The following is a 17,393-nucleotide window of genomic DNA, read 5'->3' as shown; positions in this document are numbered from 1 at the left end:
CACCGGCGCCCGGCGAAGTATTCGGTTGTCTGAACGCCCGTCACGAACGAGGTCGGGCGAGCGCAGAGTGGCTCGGTGCTCGCTTCGATGCCTCATGCGGCGATTGGCGGCATGATCGAGGCGCGGTCGGGAGTGGGCCCGCACATCGAGTGGCGCGAGACCCGTTGACAGGTACACAACCGGGGCCTAGCGTGCTCCATCACCAGTTAGGAAAGTTTCCTAACTATCGAGGTTCGGCGCCAACTTCCCCCCGGGTGACCGCCCGTTGCCGGAAGTCGCTTGCCGCGAGACCTTCGCAGCGGACCGCCCGGGCGGCACCACGAGCTGCTGAGCCGCCCTGCGCTCAGCCCTCTTCGCTGGAGGACACCGTGAGATGCATCAAATCCCGGCCGTCCAGGGCGTTCGGCGCCCTGGTAGCCGCGGCCACCACCGCCGCGCTCTGCGTGGCCCTGCCCGCTGCCCACTCCGCTTCCCTCCCTCGCGCCGCCACGTACGAGGCCGAGGCCGCCCATGTCGTCAAGGGCAAGGTGGAGTCCAACCACGCCGGCCACACCGGCGCCGGCTTCGTGAACTTCGACGTGGTGTCCGACGCGTACGTCGAGTTCACCGTCGAGGCGGAACAGCCGGGAGCCACGAAGCTCGACTTCCGCTACGCCAACGGCACCTCCGCCGACCGGCCGTTGGACATCACGGTCAACGGCACCCAGGCGGCCGGCGACCTCTCCTTCCCCGGCACCGGTGCCTGGACGACCTGGAAGGCGGTCTCCGTCACGACGGCACTGGCGGCGGGGACCAACAAGATCCGCGCCACCACCTCGGGTGTGGACGGCCCCAACCTCGACAGCCTGACCGTCACCCCACAGGGCCCGGCCGACACCGAGAAGCCGACGGCTCCGAGGAACCTGCGCAAGGACCGGGAGCCGACCGCCACCTCCGTGTCCCTCACCTGGGACGCGGCCAGTGACAACGTGAAGGTCACCGGCTACGACGTCTACCAGCACGGCCAGCTCATGAAGCAGGTCGACGGCTCCACATCGGCCACCACGGTGACCGGCCTGACACCCGAGACCAGCTACGACTGGACCGTCTTCGCGCGCGACGCCGCCCCGAACGTCTCCGACGCCAGCAACGTGGTCACCATCGCCACGCTGCCCGCGCCGCCCGACACCGAGGCGCCGAGTGCCCCGCAGGGACTTCGCGCCACCGGCAAGACCGCGACGAGCGTCGACCTGGCATGGACGCCGTCCACCGACAACGTGAAGGTCACGGGGTATGAGATCCACCGCGACGGCGTCGCCGCGGGTACCTCGGAAACCGCGACCACGACCGTCGCGGGCCTGAGGGCCGACACGACGTACAGGTTCAAGGTGCGGGCCTTCGACGCCAAGGGCAACCGGTCGGCGTTCGGCCCGGAGATCAGCGTCACCACCGCCGGTTCCCAGCCTGGCGGCACCCCCGATCCGGGCACCGTGAAGACCCTGGCCGGCGGTGTGGATGTCGCCTGGGGCGTGGCGTTCCTGCCGGACGGCTCCGGGATCTACACCGAGCGGAACACCTTCAACGTCTACCGGTTGACCAAGTCCGGCCAGAAGACACAGCTCGGCAAGGTGCCCAACTCCCAGACCACCGGCGGCGAGGGCGGCCTCATGGGCGTGGAGGTTTCCCCGAACTTCGCCACCGACCACTACGTGTACTTCCTGCACACCTCGTCCGACGGCAACCGCATCGCCCGGATGAAGTTGGAGAACAACGCGCTCAGCGGCTACCAGGTGCTGCTCGACGGCATGGCCAAGAGCCGCTACCACAACGGCGGGCGGCTTCGCTTCGGGCCTGACGGCAAGCTGTACGCGGGTATGGGCGATGCCCAGAACGACTCCCGGGCGCAGGACAAGAACTCCCTCAACGGCAAGATCCTGCGCATCAATCCGGACGGCTCGATCCCGTCTGACAACCCGTTCGGCAATGCCGTCTGGTCCATCGGGCACCGCAACCCGCAGGGCCTGGACTTCGACTCCAAGGGACGCCTCTGGCAGGCGGAGTTCGGCGACAACATCATGGACGAGGTCAACCTGATCCAGAAGGGCGGCAACTACGGTTGGCCCAAATGTCAGGGCACCGCAGGTAGTTGCTCCGGATACATCGCGCCGAAGAAGACCTGGCCGGTGGCGTCCGCCTCGCCGAGCGGCCTGACCGTCATCAACGACCACGTGTTCGTGGCCACGACTCGGGGTCAGCGGGTCTACCGGCTGCGCATCGACTCCAACTCCAACCTGGTCGAGCAGAAGTCGTTCTTCGAGGGGACGTACGACCGGCTGCGCACCGTGGAGGTCGATCCCGACGGGGACATCTGGCTCACCACGTCCACGGACAAGGACGGCACGGCGGGCAACGACCGGATCCTGCTGATCGACGTCGTCTACTCGGGCCGATTCGGCCCAGGGCCCGACGAGTTCAAGCCGACCGGCACCGCCTTCGCCGACAACGCCGCCATCCCCGACGAATAGACCTGTACCGGGGACGGTTCGGCGGGCCGGGACACTTCACCACCACCGGCGTGGGGCGCGGGCGACACCGGCGCCAAGAGCCAACGGTTCGCTTTTTCCGGTCCGCGCCGGGTACGCCCGCAGTCGACCGGACAGGCCCGTCCGGCGAGTTGCGTCTCGCGGGTCGGCGGTTTCGGCGCCGGTGGTGGGGCGGGAGTTGAGGCGGCGGGTCTCGTCGATGAGGACCGGGCGACACCGGCCCGCCCGGTTGTGGGCATGGCGGACCGCCGGTGATGTGGGCCTGCGTCATGCGGGCGGGTGCCGACGGGGATGCCGAGGCAGCGGGCGCACTCGGAGGCCGATGCCTTCCCCCGTTGCGCCGGGTGGCATGCGGACGCATGCGACGGTCCGACCGCCGGCTCGGTCAAGTAGGTCGGGCGGACACCGGTCGGCCCCGGCCGACTCCGGATCTTCGCGAGGGTATCGTCCGCGGTCGAGTTCGGGGCCAACGAGCCGCGGGCACGTGCGGTTGGGCTCGATCCGCGCAAATGCCGTGGCGGCAGCCGGGGTTGACGGGGTCGGTCGGGTCAGGCGACGGTTACCAGGACACCGGCGTCGGTGATCCTCGCCAGTTCGTCCTTGGGGGCGTCGTGGTCGGTAACGAGGTGGGCGATCGCCGACAGTGGGCAGATCCTCGCCAGCGTCACCTTTCCGATCTTCGAGTTGTCCGCCACCACGACGGTGCGGCTGCTGCGGTCGGTGAAGGCCCGGTCGGTGACGGCTTCGACTTGGTCGTGGGTGGTGCAGCCGTGAGTGGCGCTGATGCCGTCCACGCCCAGGAAGGTCACGTCGGTGTAGTACTCCGCGAGGGGCTTCTCGGCGATGGAGCGTACGAGTTCGTAGCTTTCGTTGCGTGCGGTGCCGCCGATGACGACGAGCGTGACGTCCTGGTGCGGGAGCAGCTCCGCGGCGATGTTGACCGCGTTGGTGACGATGGTGACGGGTCCGCGGTCGGCGAGGAGGCGGGCGATCTCGGTGGTGGTGGAGCCGCCGTTCAGGCCGACCACGGCCTTCGCCGGCACCAGCGCGGCGGCGGCCCGGGCGATCGCCAGTTTCTCCGGTCGGCGGCGCTCGCTGCGGTACCGCATCGGTGTCTCGAGGCCGATGTTGCGCAGGGACGCCCCGCCGTGGGTGCGGCGCAGCAGCTTCGACGCGTCCAGGTGCCGGAGGTCGCGCCGCACCGTGGCTGCCGAGACCGCCAGGATTCCGGCCAACTCCTCGACGCTCACGCTCCCGTGCGCGGAAACGTGTTCAAAGATGCGCGCGTGACGCTCGTTTCTCAGCATGTACGCAGCATATCCGTGCGCATTCGCGCAATCACTCGGATCCGGAATCGTGGCGGGAACGGTGCCCGCAATGCTGTAGGAGGCCGGATCCGGAAGAGTGAACGGCGCGCGTCGCGCGCCATCCGCCCGCCGTCGGCACGGCAACTCCCGTAAGTAGCACGGGCAGAGTTCAAGGCCGAGATCGTTGAACTGCGGCCGAGGGCGGGGCGTCCGGGGGTCCCGAACGGGACGTCGGAGAGGCTGTGCATGAGCCGGTACAGGTGCGGGTTGCGGGAGGCGAACTCCCAGTAGGCGGCGGCGATCGGACCCAGTGCGCTCTGGTGCCGTCTGGAAGTTCGGGGCTTTGGGCTCGACCCCGGGTGCGCGTGGCGCCTGCCTTCACGCCACTTCCCGCCGTACCGGACGGTTTACCACTACTGGTGCCTTTGGTCGCCGGAGCTGCCGGTCGGGCCCGGCCGCCCGCTCGGCTCGAAGAACCGGCGGCCTGCCACCCGCCGCGACGCCGGACGCGATCTCGCCGCCGGCGAGGCATACGCCCGCCCGGCACCGCCACGGGAGGGGAATCGAACCGCGGTGCGGTGGTCGGCTTTCGTCCCGAACTCGTCGTCGTGGGCACGGCGATGTTGGATGGCGGCATGGTGAAACGCGAGAAGGCGAAGAAGTGGACCGTCCCGGGCGTTCCGAAGGCGATCGTCCTGTTGGCGACGCCGGACGGTTGGCGCACCAGTGTCCTCACCCGGGAAGGCGGAATGATCTGCGGACGCCTGGACATGCCTCGCGACACCGACCCCCAGGACGCGCGGGCCGCGGCAGCGGTGAGGGTGGTGGAACTCGCGCGCGACTTCCACGGCGTCGACGTCGAGGTGACCTGGGATCCGCCCAAGGAGCCCGATTCATGGACTGCCCAGATCACACTGGCCACGGGCAACGAAACTCGGGCATCGGGTTGAAGGAAGAGCCGGAGCGTGACGGGACCGCGAGGTGGACGATGCCGGCGTTTCGACCGCCCGGGCGGTGACGGCCTGCAGTTGGCCGAGTTGGCGACCGGACACGGCATGGCCCGCCGCCTCCGGCGGGGGCGCCTTGCTCCACCTTCCGTCGGCGGGCCGTGACCGGTTCGGCGGCTGGAAGTAGAGCCCGTGGCCGAGTCGTTGGGCTCCACCATCTCGTGCCCTCACTGCCGCCCACAGGCGGGCACGTGGCCGAACGGGCCGCCAGCAAGCCGCTTCCCACCCGTTGCCCGGTTCCAGCCGTGCGTCGTACACAGCCCACCCCACGCGCGGCGCCGGGCCGGAAAGCGTGCGCCCGAGGTGCGGCGCCCCGGCGGCGTCACGTCGCCTCGCCGTCGGGCGGTTGTCTCGCGCGTGGGACGATCACTGACGTTTGCGAGTCACACGGGGGGTTCGAAGTGAGTACGAGTCGCGCGAATGAGGGCGGCACGGGCACCGGTTGCGTGCTGTTCGTCGCGTGGCCGCTGATGGCGGCCCGGTGGTTGTTCAGTCCACGCACCGAGCCCGACCGGGAGATAGCCGCCCTTCAGTATGTCCGCGCGATGATCGGGCTGCTCGTGTCGCTGACGGTCTGGTTCCGTGAGGGGCGTTTCGAGCCCGACCTGGACGCCGCCCTGTTGAAGGTCGCGAACGGCCTGTTGTTCGCGGTTCCCATCTGGGTGGTCGTGACGGTGTTTCTCGTTGCCGCGTCGTCGGGCGACCGCATGGGGACCTGTAAACGCCTGGCCGCCGGCTCGGGCCTGCCGCTCGCGGTACTCGGCGTGATCGTCTGGTACTTCCTGTACGCCGGCGACACGATCGGTGGGCTCGGCGGGGGTGGGGGCACTTCGTGGTTCGTCGCCATCCCGCTCTTCGTCGGTGGGCTGCTTCTCCCACTCTGGGGCGTCCTGTTCGCCCTGGGGGCCGCGTTCTTCGCGTACAAGAACATGTTCAACGCCAATGACGGGCATCCGCTGCTGCCCGCCCTGCTCGCGCCGGGGTTCGCGATCGCCTCGACCGGATACGAATTGTCTGCTCCGACCGGCGGCGACCACAGCCCGTTGTCGATCGGCTTGTCCGTGACGGGGTGTCTGGCCGTCATCGGCTGCTCGATCTTCGAATACCGCTTCGTCGCCCGCACACATCGGGTCAACCTCAAGAGCGGTCCGCCCCCGCGTCAACCAGCCTCCGAGCCTGGTCGATTCACGTGGGGCGCCCACCCGGACGATGTTTCACCATGGACTCAGGCGCCGCCTCCGTCCTACCCGCTGCCGCATCCGGTCGACCCGGGGCCCTGGACGCAGGCGCCACCGCCGCCTCCGTTCTATCCGCTGTCTCGTCCAGTCGACCCGGGGCCCTGGACGCAGGCGCCACCGCCTCCGTCGTTTCCACCGCCCCGCCCTCCCCATCAGGAGAGGACCTGACACTTCGTCGGCCTTTTGCGACCGATGACCCGGGCGACGTCCCGGCGACGTCCCGGCGATGTTCGGCTTCGGCGGTGACGGCGGAACCGGAAACCTCCGTGCGGCTTGTCGAGGTGCGGCTGTTGAATGCGGTATGGGCAACGCGTTGTGGAATCGGCTTTCGCGGGAAGTGCAGACCGAAGTGGATCGTCTGATCGCCTCGGGGCGCAGGATCCAGGCGGTTATGTTGATGCGCGAGAGTGCCGGCTCCCCGACGCCGGGTCTCCACGCGTGCGTCGACCTGCTGCAGTGGCGGTTCGAGAAGTTGTAACGGCCGCCGGTCCGAGTCGGATTCCGGCGCCGACCCAGGCCTGAAGGACCGCGACCCGGCCGACCGGCACGTGACCGTCGATCCGGGACGCGGCAACGGAGCGCATCGCCCGCCACCCGCCGGGCCCGCCGGCCGAATCCCCCTCGCGACTGAGGCGAAGCCTGATGCGCAGGCCAATACTGAGTGGATGTCAGATTCGTTCCGCGGCGTTGCCGCACGCCTGCGCACCGGCCGTGGCGACGGCCGTCTTGTGGACGGGCTGGTCGCGGCGGCGGTGGCCGTCCCGGTGTTCGTTCCGTTCGCGACCGCGCCCGACGTGTCGCCGCTCGGCTTCGTGGTCAATCTGGGTACTGTCGTGCCGTTGCTCTGGCGCCGCCGTGCGCCGTTCGCGGTGGTGCTGGTCGTGGCGTTCTTCGCGACGGCCGTCTCGCTGCACGACCGACCCGGGCAGACGTTGCAATACGGCGCGCTGGTGGCCATCTACACCCTGGCCGACCGCGGGGAGCACCCCTGGCAGCGCTGGGGGTTCATCGGCACACTCACCGCCACCACCCCGTTCGGCGCGCTGCTGGTCAAGGACAACGACGCGGGCCAGTTCATGTTCACACTGCTCCTGCCCGTCACGGCGTTTCTCATGGGCATGCTCGCCCGCGCCGCCCGGGAGAGGTCGGACGCGCTGATGGAACGTTCCGTCCAGCTGGAACGCGAACGCGAGGCCGAGGCGGCGCGGGCGGCCGCCGAGGAACGCGCAAGCATCGCCCGCGACATGCACGACATACTCGCGCACGCGGTCAGCATCATGGTCGTCCAGGCGGAGGCCGGTCCCGTGGTGGTCCGCACGGACCCCGACCGGGCGGAGCGCTCCTTCGACGCGATCGCGGAGGCCGGACGCGACGCGATGGCGCAGCTGCGCCGCATGTTGGGCGTCCTCAAGGACGACCAGGACATCGGCGTCCGCGCGCCCCAGCCGACCGTCGACACGCTCACCCAGCTGATCGAGCACGTCGACCGCACCCACGTCCGGGTGCGACTCACCGTCGAGGGGGCCCGCCGCGACCTGCCCGCCGACACGGACCTTGCCGCGTACCGCATCGTCCAGGAAGCCCTCACCAACACGGTCAAGCACGCCGGCGCCTCGACAGCGGAGGTACGCCTGAGTTGGACCGGCGACGAACTGGAGATCACCGTGACCGACGACGGCAGGGGCGACGAAGCGAATCCCGCGGGTTGGCGGCGCGGCGGGGACGGCCTGATCGGTATCCGCGAACGCGCGCTCGCCTGTGGCGGAACGGCCGAGGCCGGTCCGCTGCCCGCAGGCGGGTTCCGCGTACGCGCGCATCTGCCCTACACCTCGGCCGCGGCGGTGGCCTCGTGATCAAGGTGGTGGTGGCAGACGATCAGGAACTGGTCCGCAGCGGCTTCGCGATGATCCTGGACGCACAGCCCGACATCGAGGTGGTGGGCGAGGCGGGAGACGGCGCCGCCGCCATCGCCGCCGTCCGTGAACACGCTGCCGATGTGGTCCTTCTCGACATCCGCATGCCCGGTCTGGACGGCATAGAGGCCGCGAAGGTCGTGTGCGCCGAGACCTCGGCCCGCGCGATCATGCTGACCACGTTCGACCGGGACGACTACGTCTACGACGCGCTCTACGCCGGGGCGAGCGGCTTCCTGCTCAAGGACGTTCGGCGCGACGACCTCGTACACGCGGTCCGGGTGGTCGCGGCCGGGGAGTCGCTGCTGGCTCCCGCCGTCACCCGCCGCCTCATTTCCGACATCACCCGCAACCGCCCGCGCGCCGGTACGACCGCCTCCGAGCGCCTGGCCGTCCTGACCGGCCGCGAACGCGAGACCCTGCGCCTGCTCGGCCGCGGCCTGTCGAACGCGGAGATCGCCGCCACGATGGTGGTCAGCGAACACACGGTCAAGACGCACGTGAGCAACGTGCTGTCCAAGCTCGGCCTCCGCGACCGGACCCAGGCCGTCATCGCCGCGTACGAGACCCGCCTGATCGAACCCTCCTGAGCGGCCATCGGTCGCGCGGGGGAGCAGGGTCTCCGTTCTCCCCCGCGCCGGCGATGCCCGGAGATCACCTTCGACGGCGATTACCCGGGCCGCTGTTCTCCAGAGGATTGGGACATCGAAACCCCACGTCCCGAATCCCAGGAGAACCGCCCATGACGAAGATCGCCTTCCGTCTCGCCCCCGCCCTCATGGGCGTGTACGGAGTCGTCCGCCTCATCGACGGCCGCGACGGCCAACACGGTCCCGGACCCGCCTGGACCATCGGCCACCTGTTCTTCCTCGGCGCGCTGCTCCTGTACGGGCCGGTGATCGCCGGACTGCGGCGCCGGATCCTCGACGCCGAAGGTGGCAGCCGGTCCCGCCGGATCACCGCCGACATCCTCACCGCCGTGGCCGGCGCCGGGCTGGCCACGTTCGTCCGCGTAGCCGTCCTCGACATCGTGGTCGGCCTGAAGGCGGCGGACACCGCCGAGAAGAGCGCCCTGTCCGACCGCTACGCCGACGTTCCCGCCGTACTCCCGCAGGCCTTCTACGAGATCGGCCCGCTGTTCTTCATGCTGGGCCTGGTCGCGATGCTCGTCCAGTACGCCCTCGTGGGCCCCCGGCGGGGTCTCTCCGCAGTGCTGAGCCCGGCGCTGGTCCTCCTCGGCTTCGTGGCGATCATGGCGAACATGAACCTCCTCCCGGTCGGCGCGGCCATGATCTGGTTCGCCCTCGTCCCGATCACCCGTGGAAAGGCCGCGCCCCGGGGCCGCACGCCCGCCTCGGCCGTGGTCTAGGACGCGGAGGCGCGTCCGCAACCGCCCGCCCGGGCGGCCGGTTCGCACGGTTGCGTTCGCCTCCGCCCGGCGCGGTCCGGCTGGTCCTGCCGGTCCCCTTGGGGTACCGATTGGCGTTACTCCAACACCGACTACCCGCCGGCCGGCCTGCTCATCGAGAAGTTGACCGCCCGCGCGACGTGCATGTCGAACGCGTGAGGGCCGTCGTTCCTCCCAAACCGGGGGGTGGATACCGCACCGCAGCCGGTTCGACGCCGTGTCCGGCCGATGGGCACGTCGAGCGCCCGATCGTTTCGGGATCGATGTCGCTGGTCGCTGGCGATGTCATGGCACCGTCGGTCGGGGTAGGTCTGTCCGTGCGTGTCTCCCGATGGGTTGCCGCTTCTACCGGTGGGGTTGTGGGGCCGCGGTCGTCTCGGTGGCAAGCAATTCCATGAGTGCTTCGGGGCCGCCGCGGCGCACGGCCGCGCGTTGTCGTTGGGCGCCGGTTCCTTCGGCGAGCAGTCGGTGCACCAGTGTGGTCACGCGCTCTGCGTCGCCGGAGTTTTCGAGGGCCGGCCGTACGTGGTCCATCAACCGGCCGACCAGGTCTCCGGCGAGGACGCGTTGGGGGATCCGCGGGTCGATGAGTGCGTCACCCAAGCCGTAGCGCGCGGCGTGCCATTGGGCCGCGGCCAGGAGTTCGGGGGCCGGTTCGGCAAGGGGGGCGCCTGCCGTGTTCCCGGTCAGGGCCGTCGTGATCAACGCACGGACGACCCCCGCGAGGAGCACCGCGTCGTCGACTCGCAGTTGCACGTCCATGGCGCGCACCTCGACGGTGGGGTACCGCTCGGAGAGGCGGGCCTGCCAGTAGATCCTGCCGCGATCTCGCAGCGCGCCGACGTCCCGGAGATCGTCCACGCGCCGGTCGTAGTCGCCGGCATCGGCGAATAGTGGTGGGATGCCGCTGACCGACCAGCGGCCGAAGACGACGGTACGCCAGCTGGCGAAGCCGGTGTCGTCGCCGTGCCACATGGGAGAGTTCGCGGACATCGCCACCAGAAGTGGCAGCCAGGGCCGCAGCCGGTTGATCACGGCGACGCCCGCGTCGCGATCGGGTATCCCCACGTGGACGTGCATACCGTTGATCAACTGCTCGTCGACCAGTTGCGGGGCGTCCGTGTGCAGGGACCGGTAGCGCGGACGTGCCGTGACCGACGCCTGCCCCTCGGAGGCGAAGGCCGCCGAACCGCACGGCGCGAGCATGCACCCGGTCTGCTCGGCCGCGGCGGAGACCGCCCGCCGCAGCCGCAGCAGGTGATCGCCGACCTCGTCGAGGCTCTCGCATACCGGGGTCGCCACCTCCACCTGGACCTGGAGCATCTCCGGTTGTACTTCACCGTCCGCGAGCCCGGGCTGGAGGTCGGCCGCGGCACGAACCGACTCCGCGCAGGCGACCGGCTCCCCGTCCTCGCGGTTCAGCAGCAGAAACTCTTCTTCGACGCCGAGAGTGACCACCTGCGGCCGTCCCCCGCCCGCAGGTCGGGCCGATCCGGACACCGGAACCGGCGGGTGGTCTGCGGCCCGGTCGCGCGGGCGGGCGGAATCCGCCATCGTGACTCCTTCGCATGCAGGGGTCCCCCACCTACCCTGTGGCAGTCCACCCATGCGAGACCCGAGAGTCCCGAACGCCGGACCTCGGGCGGGGGAGCCGTGAGGAGCGTTGTCGACGGGAATCGTGGGCCGGTGACTACGAGTGACGACACGGATTCGAGGGCGTGGGGGCTTGTCCCGCACTCGGCCGGGGACGACCCACCGGCTCCGCGAGCGGCGGCACCCCGATCGGCTCCCAACGGACCGAGTTCATTCGAGCGGGACGCGTATCCGGTGTCGTGACGTGGCCGAGGGGCTCCGGACGCGTGGGCGCTCGCCCCGGCGGTCAGGAGAACTCGATTCGGTCGGCGGGTAGGACGGTGGCACCCATGTTGCGTTCCATCATGCTCACGGCCGCGTCCGCGAGGTCCGCGTGGATGTGCGCGACCGCGTCCGCGGCCACGGCCACCTCGAAGCGACGGATGTGGGCATCGAGCGCGGAGTACAGCACACACTGCTCGGTTACCTGGCCGCACAGCACGATCCGGTGCACGCCCTGCTGGTTCAGCAGGTATTCGAGGGGCGTCTGGTAGAAGATCGAGTGGCGGGCCTTGACGACGAACATCGAGGTGTCGTCCGGCCGGATCGGCTCGACGAGGTCGGCGTGCCGCCCCCGCAGTGCGGCATCGAGGATCTCGTCGTGGTGCGAGCGCCACCTGCCGAAGTTGTCGTTGACGTAGACCACGTCCGCCTCGTGTCCGCGAGCGCGGTCGATCAGCCGCCGCATCGCGGGTAGGGCCTCACGTACGGAGGGAACCAATGCCTCGGCGTCCTCGTGCTCGTAGGCGTTGATCATGTCGATGACGATCAGAGCGGTACTCGGCATCACGAGCCGCTCGACCCGGCGCGGTGATGAACCCGCTGGAGACGATTCGTTCGCGGTGTCGTCTGCACAGTCGACATCTGGATCCCTTCTTCCGGCGCGAGCGGACGGCTGCCGCAGCGGGACGAGTACCCGCCCCGGCGCCGGTACGCACCCGACGCGCGTTCCGAGCGGTCCATGGCTCGGTGGCCCCCATCAGGTCGGAGTAACACGGAGCGCCAAGGAGCATCCACGGACTGCCGGCGCCTGTACACCGAGTTCGGCATCACTCCTGGTTGGGACCGGGGGGAACGGTGCCGGCGACGCGGCCCGGCGCACAGGCCCGGACCAGCCCGAGGGGACCCGTGACGAACTCGGTCGGGTAGTCGCCACCGAATGCCCGCGCCAACGCACCGACCGCCACGATGCCTCCCGCGAGCAGGCAGCACCCGACCACGAAGAGCCCGAAGAGCCCGAAGAGCCCGTACGCGAGCGTCGTGTGGCATGGGCGGTGCGATGACGGCCGCGCGCCTCCTGCCGGGAGCCGGAGATCGGGGGCATCCGCGCGTTCGGGTGAACGATTGCACCGGCCGGTTGCTTGACGGGGCGGGTCGTCGTTGGGGGTTCGTGCGTCGCATTCACGCGGCGCGCCGGCGAGTTTCGGGAGAGTAGTTGTGAACACGTTCAGGAAGGCCGCGATGGCGGCCGCCGGTACCGTCGCGCTGGTGTTGGCCGGTGCCGGGGCGGCCAGTGCCGGGGCGGACGCCGACGGCGCGGCCGTCGACTCGCCCGGCGTGCTGTCCGGGAACAACGTCCAGGTCCCGGTGCACGTTCCGGTGAACCTCTGCGGGAACACGGTCAACATCATCGCCGGCGGCAACTTCGCGTTCGGGAACACCTGCCTGAACGTCGACGGCGACGACGACCACGGTGACCTCCTCGCGGGCCACCAGGGCGCCGGCCCCGCGGGCACCCACCGCTGATCCACCCCCGGGACAGGCTCCCCGGACGTTCCTCCGCGTCCCTCACCACCGAGACCCCCGCGCCTGCATCCCGCGGGGGTTTCGGCACGCCCGGGGCGACATCCGCCACGACGGGATCCGACGGGATCCGACGGGGTCCGACGGGGTTCGACGGGTCGGGCGGCGTTTCGATCCCGGGATCGGGAAGGCGATCGGCCGTGGGTCCTCACCGCGCGCCGCACGCCTCCCCGCCCGATGCGACCGGCCCCGTCCGGAGCGCCGGGAGTCCGGTGGCTTCGAGTTGCCGGTGTAACTGCCGATTCCCGGCCGGTTCGTCGGGAATCCGATGTCGGGAGGCAGCAGGGAACCCGCTCGTGATCCCGAACCGGGCGAAGTAGGAGGCCATCTCGGGCAAACTGGCCAAGACCGTTGACGTTCCAGCTCACCAGGGAGCCGCCATGTCCGAGACCTTCCGCTTCGATCCGGCGAATACCGCACTCGTCCTGATCGAGTACCAGAACGACTTCACCAGCGAGGGCGGGGTGCTCAACAGCGCCGTTGCCGATGTCATGGCCAAGACCGGAATGCTCGCGAACACCGTGGCCCTGGTCGCAGCCGCTCGCGCCGCGGGCGTCGCGATCATGCACGCACCCATCACGTTCGCCCCCGGCTACGGCGAACTGTCTCGCCACCCGTACGGCATCCTCAAGGGAGTCGTGGAAGGCTCGGCCTTCGTCAAGAACACCTGGGGCGCCGCGATCGTGGACGACCTGGCGCCGGCCGAGGGCGACATCGTGATCGAAGGCAAGCGCGGCCTCGACACCTTCGCGAGCACGAACCTCGACTTCATCCTGCGGAACAAGGGGATCGAGACGATCATCCTCGGCGGTTTCCTCACCAACTGCTGTGTGGAGTCGACGATGCGCACCGGGTACGAGAACGGCTTCCGCGTCATCACTCTCGCGGACTGCGTTGCCGCCACTTCCCAGGAGGAGCACGAAAACGCGATCACCTACGACTTCCCCATGTTCTCGGTGCCCATGACGTCGGCCGAGGTCATCGCCTCCCTCTGACGGCGTGCTGCGGCAACGGCATGTTGAGGACGGCGCGAACGCGCGGTTCTACGGCGGGTCCGGCCTCGGATGTGGCGATCACGCTCGTCGTCTGGTTCGCCGCAGCCCCACGACCGGGCCGACCCGGGTTCGGCGGTAGCAACGTCGCCCGCCCCTCCACAATGCCCGCGCCGTAGTCGCGCAGATGAGTGGCATGGGTCTTGGCCCACTCGATGAAGGCGATGACCGGGAGGTCGCCGAAAGCGTCCGTTTGGTCGAAGACGTGTAGGCGGCGGCGTGGTTTCCCGCGAAGTCCGTTGCCCTGGGGGCCGTTCCATCGATGACGGTGAGTGAGTCCCTGCTCGGCGGTGGACGCGGCGATGCGAACTGTGGTCGTGCGTCTCTTGTGATTTTTAAGCCCCTAGGCTTCACTGCGGGCCATAGTTTCATATTGAAATCGTCTCGATATGGGCGCGAGTGCGGGCCGTCATGAGCGCCGTCGCCGGGTACGAAACGAACGGAGCAGCCCGCCTATGGGGTGCCGACCAGCGCTGCCACTTCACGATGTCGGCAGCGGCAGCGGCCACCGCGGCCGTCTCCCTGCGCGACCCACGGGGCGGCAGCGCGGAGCGGCCCCGGCGGAACCTCGCCGATGCGCGACGGAGCGACGCCGTACCGAAGGCCGGCGCGACCGCCCGGCCGCCGGCAGCGGAGCCCGCTCGCTGCGGCTCCCGGCGCGGTTCAGCGGGGAAGCCGGGGCGGTGCACACGCGTCGCTCCACCGCGACGGTCAGGGACCGCGGCCGGTCCAGGGCGGCGCCCCGCAGCCCGTCGGCGGCACAGTCCCGGCGCACCGCGGGCCGCACCGGCGTCCGGCCGCGCACGGAAACCGTCCCCGAGAGGACCACGGCACCACGCTCCAGCCCGCTCACGCGGGCAGGGGGCTACTCGTTCGCGGTGGGCACGGGCCGCCCGCAGCAGCCCGAGCCGAACCCGAGCCGACCCCGGAATCGGTTCGCCGCCGGCAGAACGGCGCCCCCGCCCGGCGCACCGGCCCCCGGCCGACCCGCCCGCCGCCTCGCCCGTCCCTGAGTACCTGTCCACACCCCCACGCGCAGGAGCACACGAGCATGTCCGAACGCCACCCGCACGTCGGGCTTCCCTTCACCGACGACGACGCCACCATCGCCGCCGCACTCGAAGACGTCAGCATCCCTGCCCTGATGCTGTCGCTCGTCCACCTGACCGGTGACCCGTCGTGGATCAGCGGTCCGATACGCCCACGCGGCCTCGTCCTGAACGAAGTGCAGGGCTTCCTCACCGAGGATGAGAAGGCCCGGGTCCGCGCCCGAGCCCTGGACGCCATACGTGCCTATCGCGACAACGGCTGCACCCTGCCCACGCAGCCCGGCCCCGAACTGCTCCACGCGATGATGAACTGGGTCGCCTGCGCGGAGATCCCGGCCGAGTACGTGCCCATGATGCTTGAGGACATGCAACTGGGGGAGCAGCCTGCCGAGTTCGTCCCCACCCCGGGGGTCGCCGCGGCCCGCGAAGCGTTCCCGGTGCTGGTCATCGGCTGCGGCCAGTCCGGCCTGCTCGCGGGCATCCGCCTCAAGGAGGCCGGCATCCCCTTCACGATCATCGAGAAGAACCCGGATGTCGGCGGTACGTGGTACGAGAACACCTACCCCGGCTGCCGCGTCGACGTCGGCAACCACTTCTACTGCTACAGCTTCGAACCCTCCGACCACTGGAGCGAGTTCTACGCCCGCGGGCCCGAACTCCAGGGCTACTTCCGCGATGTGATGGAACGTCACGGCATCGCCGACCACGTCCGCTGGAACACCGAGGTTTCCCAGGCCGTGTGGGACGAGCCCACAGGCACCTGGCGGGTCACCACCCGCGGCCCCGGCGCCCGGGAGAACACGGTCACCGCCCGGGCCGTGATCTCCGCAGTCGGCCTGCTCAACCGACCCCACATCCCCCACTTCGATGGCGCGGAGGACTTCGCCGGCCCCGTGTTCCACTCCTCCCACTGGGACCACGGCGTCGACCACCGCGGGAAGCGCGTCGCGATGATCGGAGCCGGCGCGTCCGGTTTCCAGATCGCACCCGCGATCGCCGAGGACGTCGCGCACCTGACCGTCTTCCAGCGCACCGCGCAGTGGATGTTCCCCAACCCGAACTACCACGGCAAGGTCGGTCCGGGCGTGCGGTGGGCCATGCGGCACCTGCCCTTCTACGGACGCTGGTACCGCTTCATGATCTTCTGGCCCGGCAGCGACGGCGCTCTCGAAGGTGCCCGTATCGACCCCGAATGGCCGCACCAGGAGCGCTCCATCAGCGAGCGCAACGACCGCACCCGCGAGATCTTCACCGATTGGATCCGAAGCCAGGTCGGCGACGACCCGGAGTTGTTCGCCAAGGTCCTCCCGGACTACCCGGCCACCGGCAAGCGCACCCTTCAGGACAACGGCAGTTGGCTGCGCACCCTCAAACGCGACGATGTCACCCTCGTCCGTGACCCCATCGCGCGCATCGACAAGGACGCCGTCGTGACCGCGGACGGCGTGCGCCACGAGGCCGACATCATCGTCTACGCCACCGGCTTCCAGGCCAACCGCTACCTCTACCCCATGCGCGTCGTCGGCCGGGACGGGGCGGTTCTCGCCGAACAGTGGGGCGAGACACCCACCGCGTACCTCGGCATCACCGTGCCGAACTTCCCCAACCTCTTCTGCATGTACGGCCCCGGCACCGCCCTCGCACACGGCGGCAGCCTGATCTTCCAATCCGAATGCCAGATGCAGTACATCTCCGCCTGTATCGAAGCCGTCATCGAGCGCGGCGCCCGCGCCCTCGAACCCACTCACACAGCCCTCGAGGACTACGTCGCCCGACACCGCGCCGCAGTCCGGCAATTGGTGTGGTCGCACCCGACCATCAAGCACTCCTACTTCAAGAACGCCGACGGCGAGGTCTACACCGCCAGCCCCTGGCGCCTGGTGGACTACTGGAACTGGACCAAGGGACCCGCCCCCGACGACTACCTCATCGACTGACGCACAACGGCAGGGCCGACTACGGTGCCTCGCGATCCGTGTGCCGGAACACCCGCGTCGCTCGACAGGCGGCGATACGCCGGGTGTTCGGCCTGCTCGTCGGAGGCGTGATGGTCGCGTGCCGTGCTGTGGGCGCCCGGGAGAGCGGCGAGTTCGCGAGGGTCGGGATGCGGTCGGCCGTGCGGCGGTTCCGTCGAGCCGGTGCAGCAGTACGCCGAACCAGGCCGACTGATCGACGAACACGTCGCCCGGGCTCGTCTGCCCGCCGCCGCGACGCTGGACGGCGGCGGGACGCTCGGCTTCGGCAGGATCGACGGGGGCGATCCCCGCGCGCCGCAAGGCGATCCGCAAGGGCAGGGGATGTCGCGCCACGCTCGAGGGCTCGGACAACCCATCGAACGCGGACCGTACTCCGTGCGTTCTCCCTACGTTGCCGTGCCCGCGTCAGCGCCCGGCTGTCGTTCCGCGTGACCGACGCGGGTCATCCGGCTGATCGGCGCCGACGAGGGCGGGACGGCCCGCGCG

The 17,393-nt window shown here is 69.9% G+C and carries 12 protein-coding genes; 9 read left to right on the top strand and 3 right to left on the bottom strand.

Annotation, left to right across the window (positions count from 1 at the left end):
* Positions 1 to 368: 368 nt before the first annotated feature.
* Positions 369 to 2,504 (top strand): PQQ-dependent sugar dehydrogenase, encoded by a 2,136-nt coding sequence (locus ACIBSV_RS30395; protein WP_395868621.1) that lies wholly within the window; start codon positions 369 to 371, stop codon positions 2,502 to 2,504.
* Positions 2,505 to 3,070: 566 nt separating this feature from the next.
* On the opposite strand, the gene ACIBSV_RS30390 is transcribed toward ACIBSV_RS30395, so the two are convergent.
* Entirely contained in the window at positions 3,071 to 3,829 is a 759-nt protein-coding gene (locus ACIBSV_RS30390) for a DeoR/GlpR family DNA-binding transcription regulator (protein WP_395868619.1), read from the bottom strand.
* A gap of 635 nt (positions 3,830 to 4,464) precedes the next feature.
* Here ACIBSV_RS30390 and ACIBSV_RS30385 point away from each other — a divergent pair.
* The 5 genes from ACIBSV_RS30385 (at position 4,465) to ACIBSV_RS30365 (ending at position 9,356) form a co-directional block, all read left to right on the top strand.
* Positions 4,465 to 4,779: a hypothetical protein gene (locus ACIBSV_RS30385; RefSeq protein ID WP_395868617.1), complete on the top strand. Its 315-nt coding sequence runs from the start codon at positions 4,465 to 4,467 to the stop codon at positions 4,777 to 4,779.
* A gap of 503 nt (positions 4,780 to 5,282) precedes the next feature.
* Positions 5,283 to 6,242 carry a hypothetical protein gene (locus tag ACIBSV_RS30380; protein WP_395868615.1) on the top strand — a complete coding sequence of 320 codons (960 nt, stop codon included), beginning with the start codon at positions 5,283 to 5,285 and terminating at the stop codon, positions 6,240 to 6,242.
* A gap of 497 nt (positions 6,243 to 6,739) precedes the next feature.
* Positions 6,740 to 7,927, top strand: a complete 1,188-nt coding sequence (locus tag ACIBSV_RS30375) for a sensor histidine kinase (RefSeq protein WP_395868613.1) — start codon at positions 6,740 to 6,742, stop codon at positions 7,925 to 7,927.
* 50 nt (positions 7,928 to 7,977) lie between these two features.
* Positions 7,978 to 8,577, top strand: a complete 600-nt coding sequence (locus tag ACIBSV_RS30370; RefSeq protein WP_395868879.1) for a response regulator — start codon at positions 7,978 to 7,980, stop codon at positions 8,575 to 8,577.
* Positions 8,578 to 8,729: 152 nt separating this feature from the next.
* Positions 8,730 to 9,356, top strand: coding sequence for a hypothetical protein (locus ACIBSV_RS30365; RefSeq protein WP_395868611.1), 627 nt, complete (start codon positions 8,730 to 8,732; stop codon positions 9,354 to 9,356).
* A gap of 384 nt (positions 9,357 to 9,740) precedes the next feature.
* Here ACIBSV_RS30365 and ACIBSV_RS30360 read toward each other — a convergent pair whose 3' ends face one another.
* Both ACIBSV_RS30360 and ACIBSV_RS30355 read right to left on the bottom strand, forming a co-directional pair.
* Complete coding sequence (locus ACIBSV_RS30360) at positions 9,741 to 10,853, bottom strand: glutamate--cysteine ligase (RefSeq protein ID WP_395868877.1); 1,113 nt, start codon at positions 10,851 to 10,853, stop codon at positions 9,741 to 9,743.
* A gap of 421 nt (positions 10,854 to 11,274) precedes the next feature.
* Positions 11,275 to 11,814: a cysteine hydrolase family protein gene (locus ACIBSV_RS30355; protein ID WP_395868609.1), complete on the bottom strand. Its 540-nt coding sequence runs from the start codon at positions 11,812 to 11,814 to the stop codon at positions 11,275 to 11,277.
* A gap of 650 nt (positions 11,815 to 12,464) precedes the next feature.
* On the opposite strand from ACIBSV_RS30355, the gene ACIBSV_RS30350 reads away from it, so the two are divergent.
* The 3 genes from ACIBSV_RS30350 to ACIBSV_RS30340 all read left to right on the top strand — a co-directional run bounded on the left by ACIBSV_RS30350 (position 12,465) and on the right by ACIBSV_RS30340 (position 16,868).
* A complete protein-coding gene (locus ACIBSV_RS30350) occupies positions 12,465 to 12,773 on the top strand; it encodes a chaplin (protein WP_395868607.1) in 309 nt (102 codons plus the stop codon).
* 437 nt (positions 12,774 to 13,210) lie between these two features.
* Positions 13,211 to 13,825: a cysteine hydrolase gene (locus tag ACIBSV_RS30345; RefSeq protein WP_395868605.1), complete on the top strand. Its 615-nt coding sequence runs from the start codon at positions 13,211 to 13,213 to the stop codon at positions 13,823 to 13,825.
* A 1,108-nt stretch (positions 13,826 to 14,933) separates the two neighbouring features.
* Positions 14,934 to 16,868 carry a flavin-containing monooxygenase gene (locus ACIBSV_RS30340; protein WP_395868604.1) on the top strand — a complete coding sequence of 645 codons (1,935 nt, stop codon included), beginning with the start codon at positions 14,934 to 14,936 and terminating at the stop codon, positions 16,866 to 16,868.
* Positions 16,869 to 17,393 lie beyond the last annotated feature (525 nt).

It is taken from the genome of Embleya sp. NPDC050154 (assembly GCF_044460165.1).
Taxonomy (GTDB): domain Bacteria; phylum Actinomycetota; class Actinomycetes; order Streptomycetales; family Streptomycetaceae; genus Embleya.
This window is presented reverse-complemented; position numbering and strand designations above follow the sequence as displayed.

Excerpts from the sequence above, each read along its gene's own strand:
- ACIBSV_RS30375 (WP_395868613.1), top strand. The coding sequence starts at position 6,740 with ATGTCAGATTCGTTCCGCGGCGTTGCCGCACGCCTGCGCACCGGCCGT.
- ACIBSV_RS30385 (WP_395868617.1), top strand. The coding sequence starts at position 4,465 with ATGGTGAAACGCGAGAAGGCGAAGAAGTGGACCGTCCCGGGCGTTCCG.
- ACIBSV_RS30370 (WP_395868879.1), top strand. The coding sequence starts at position 7,978 with ATGATCCTGGACGCACAGCCCGACATCGAGGTGGTGGGCGAGGCGGGA.
- ACIBSV_RS30390 (WP_395868619.1), bottom strand. The coding sequence starts at position 3,829 with ATGCTGAGAAACGAGCGTCACGCGCGCATCTTTGAACACGTTTCCGCG.
- ACIBSV_RS30365 (WP_395868611.1), top strand. The coding sequence starts at position 8,730 with ATGACGAAGATCGCCTTCCGTCTCGCCCCCGCCCTCATGGGCGTGTAC.
- ACIBSV_RS30345 (WP_395868605.1), top strand. The coding sequence starts at position 13,211 with ATGTCCGAGACCTTCCGCTTCGATCCGGCGAATACCGCACTCGTCCTG.
- ACIBSV_RS30355 (WP_395868609.1), bottom strand. The coding sequence starts at position 11,814 with ATGCCGAGTACCGCTCTGATCGTCATCGACATGATCAACGCCTACGAG.
- ACIBSV_RS30340 (WP_395868604.1), top strand. The coding sequence starts at position 14,934 with ATGTCCGAACGCCACCCGCACGTCGGGCTTCCCTTCACCGACGACGAC.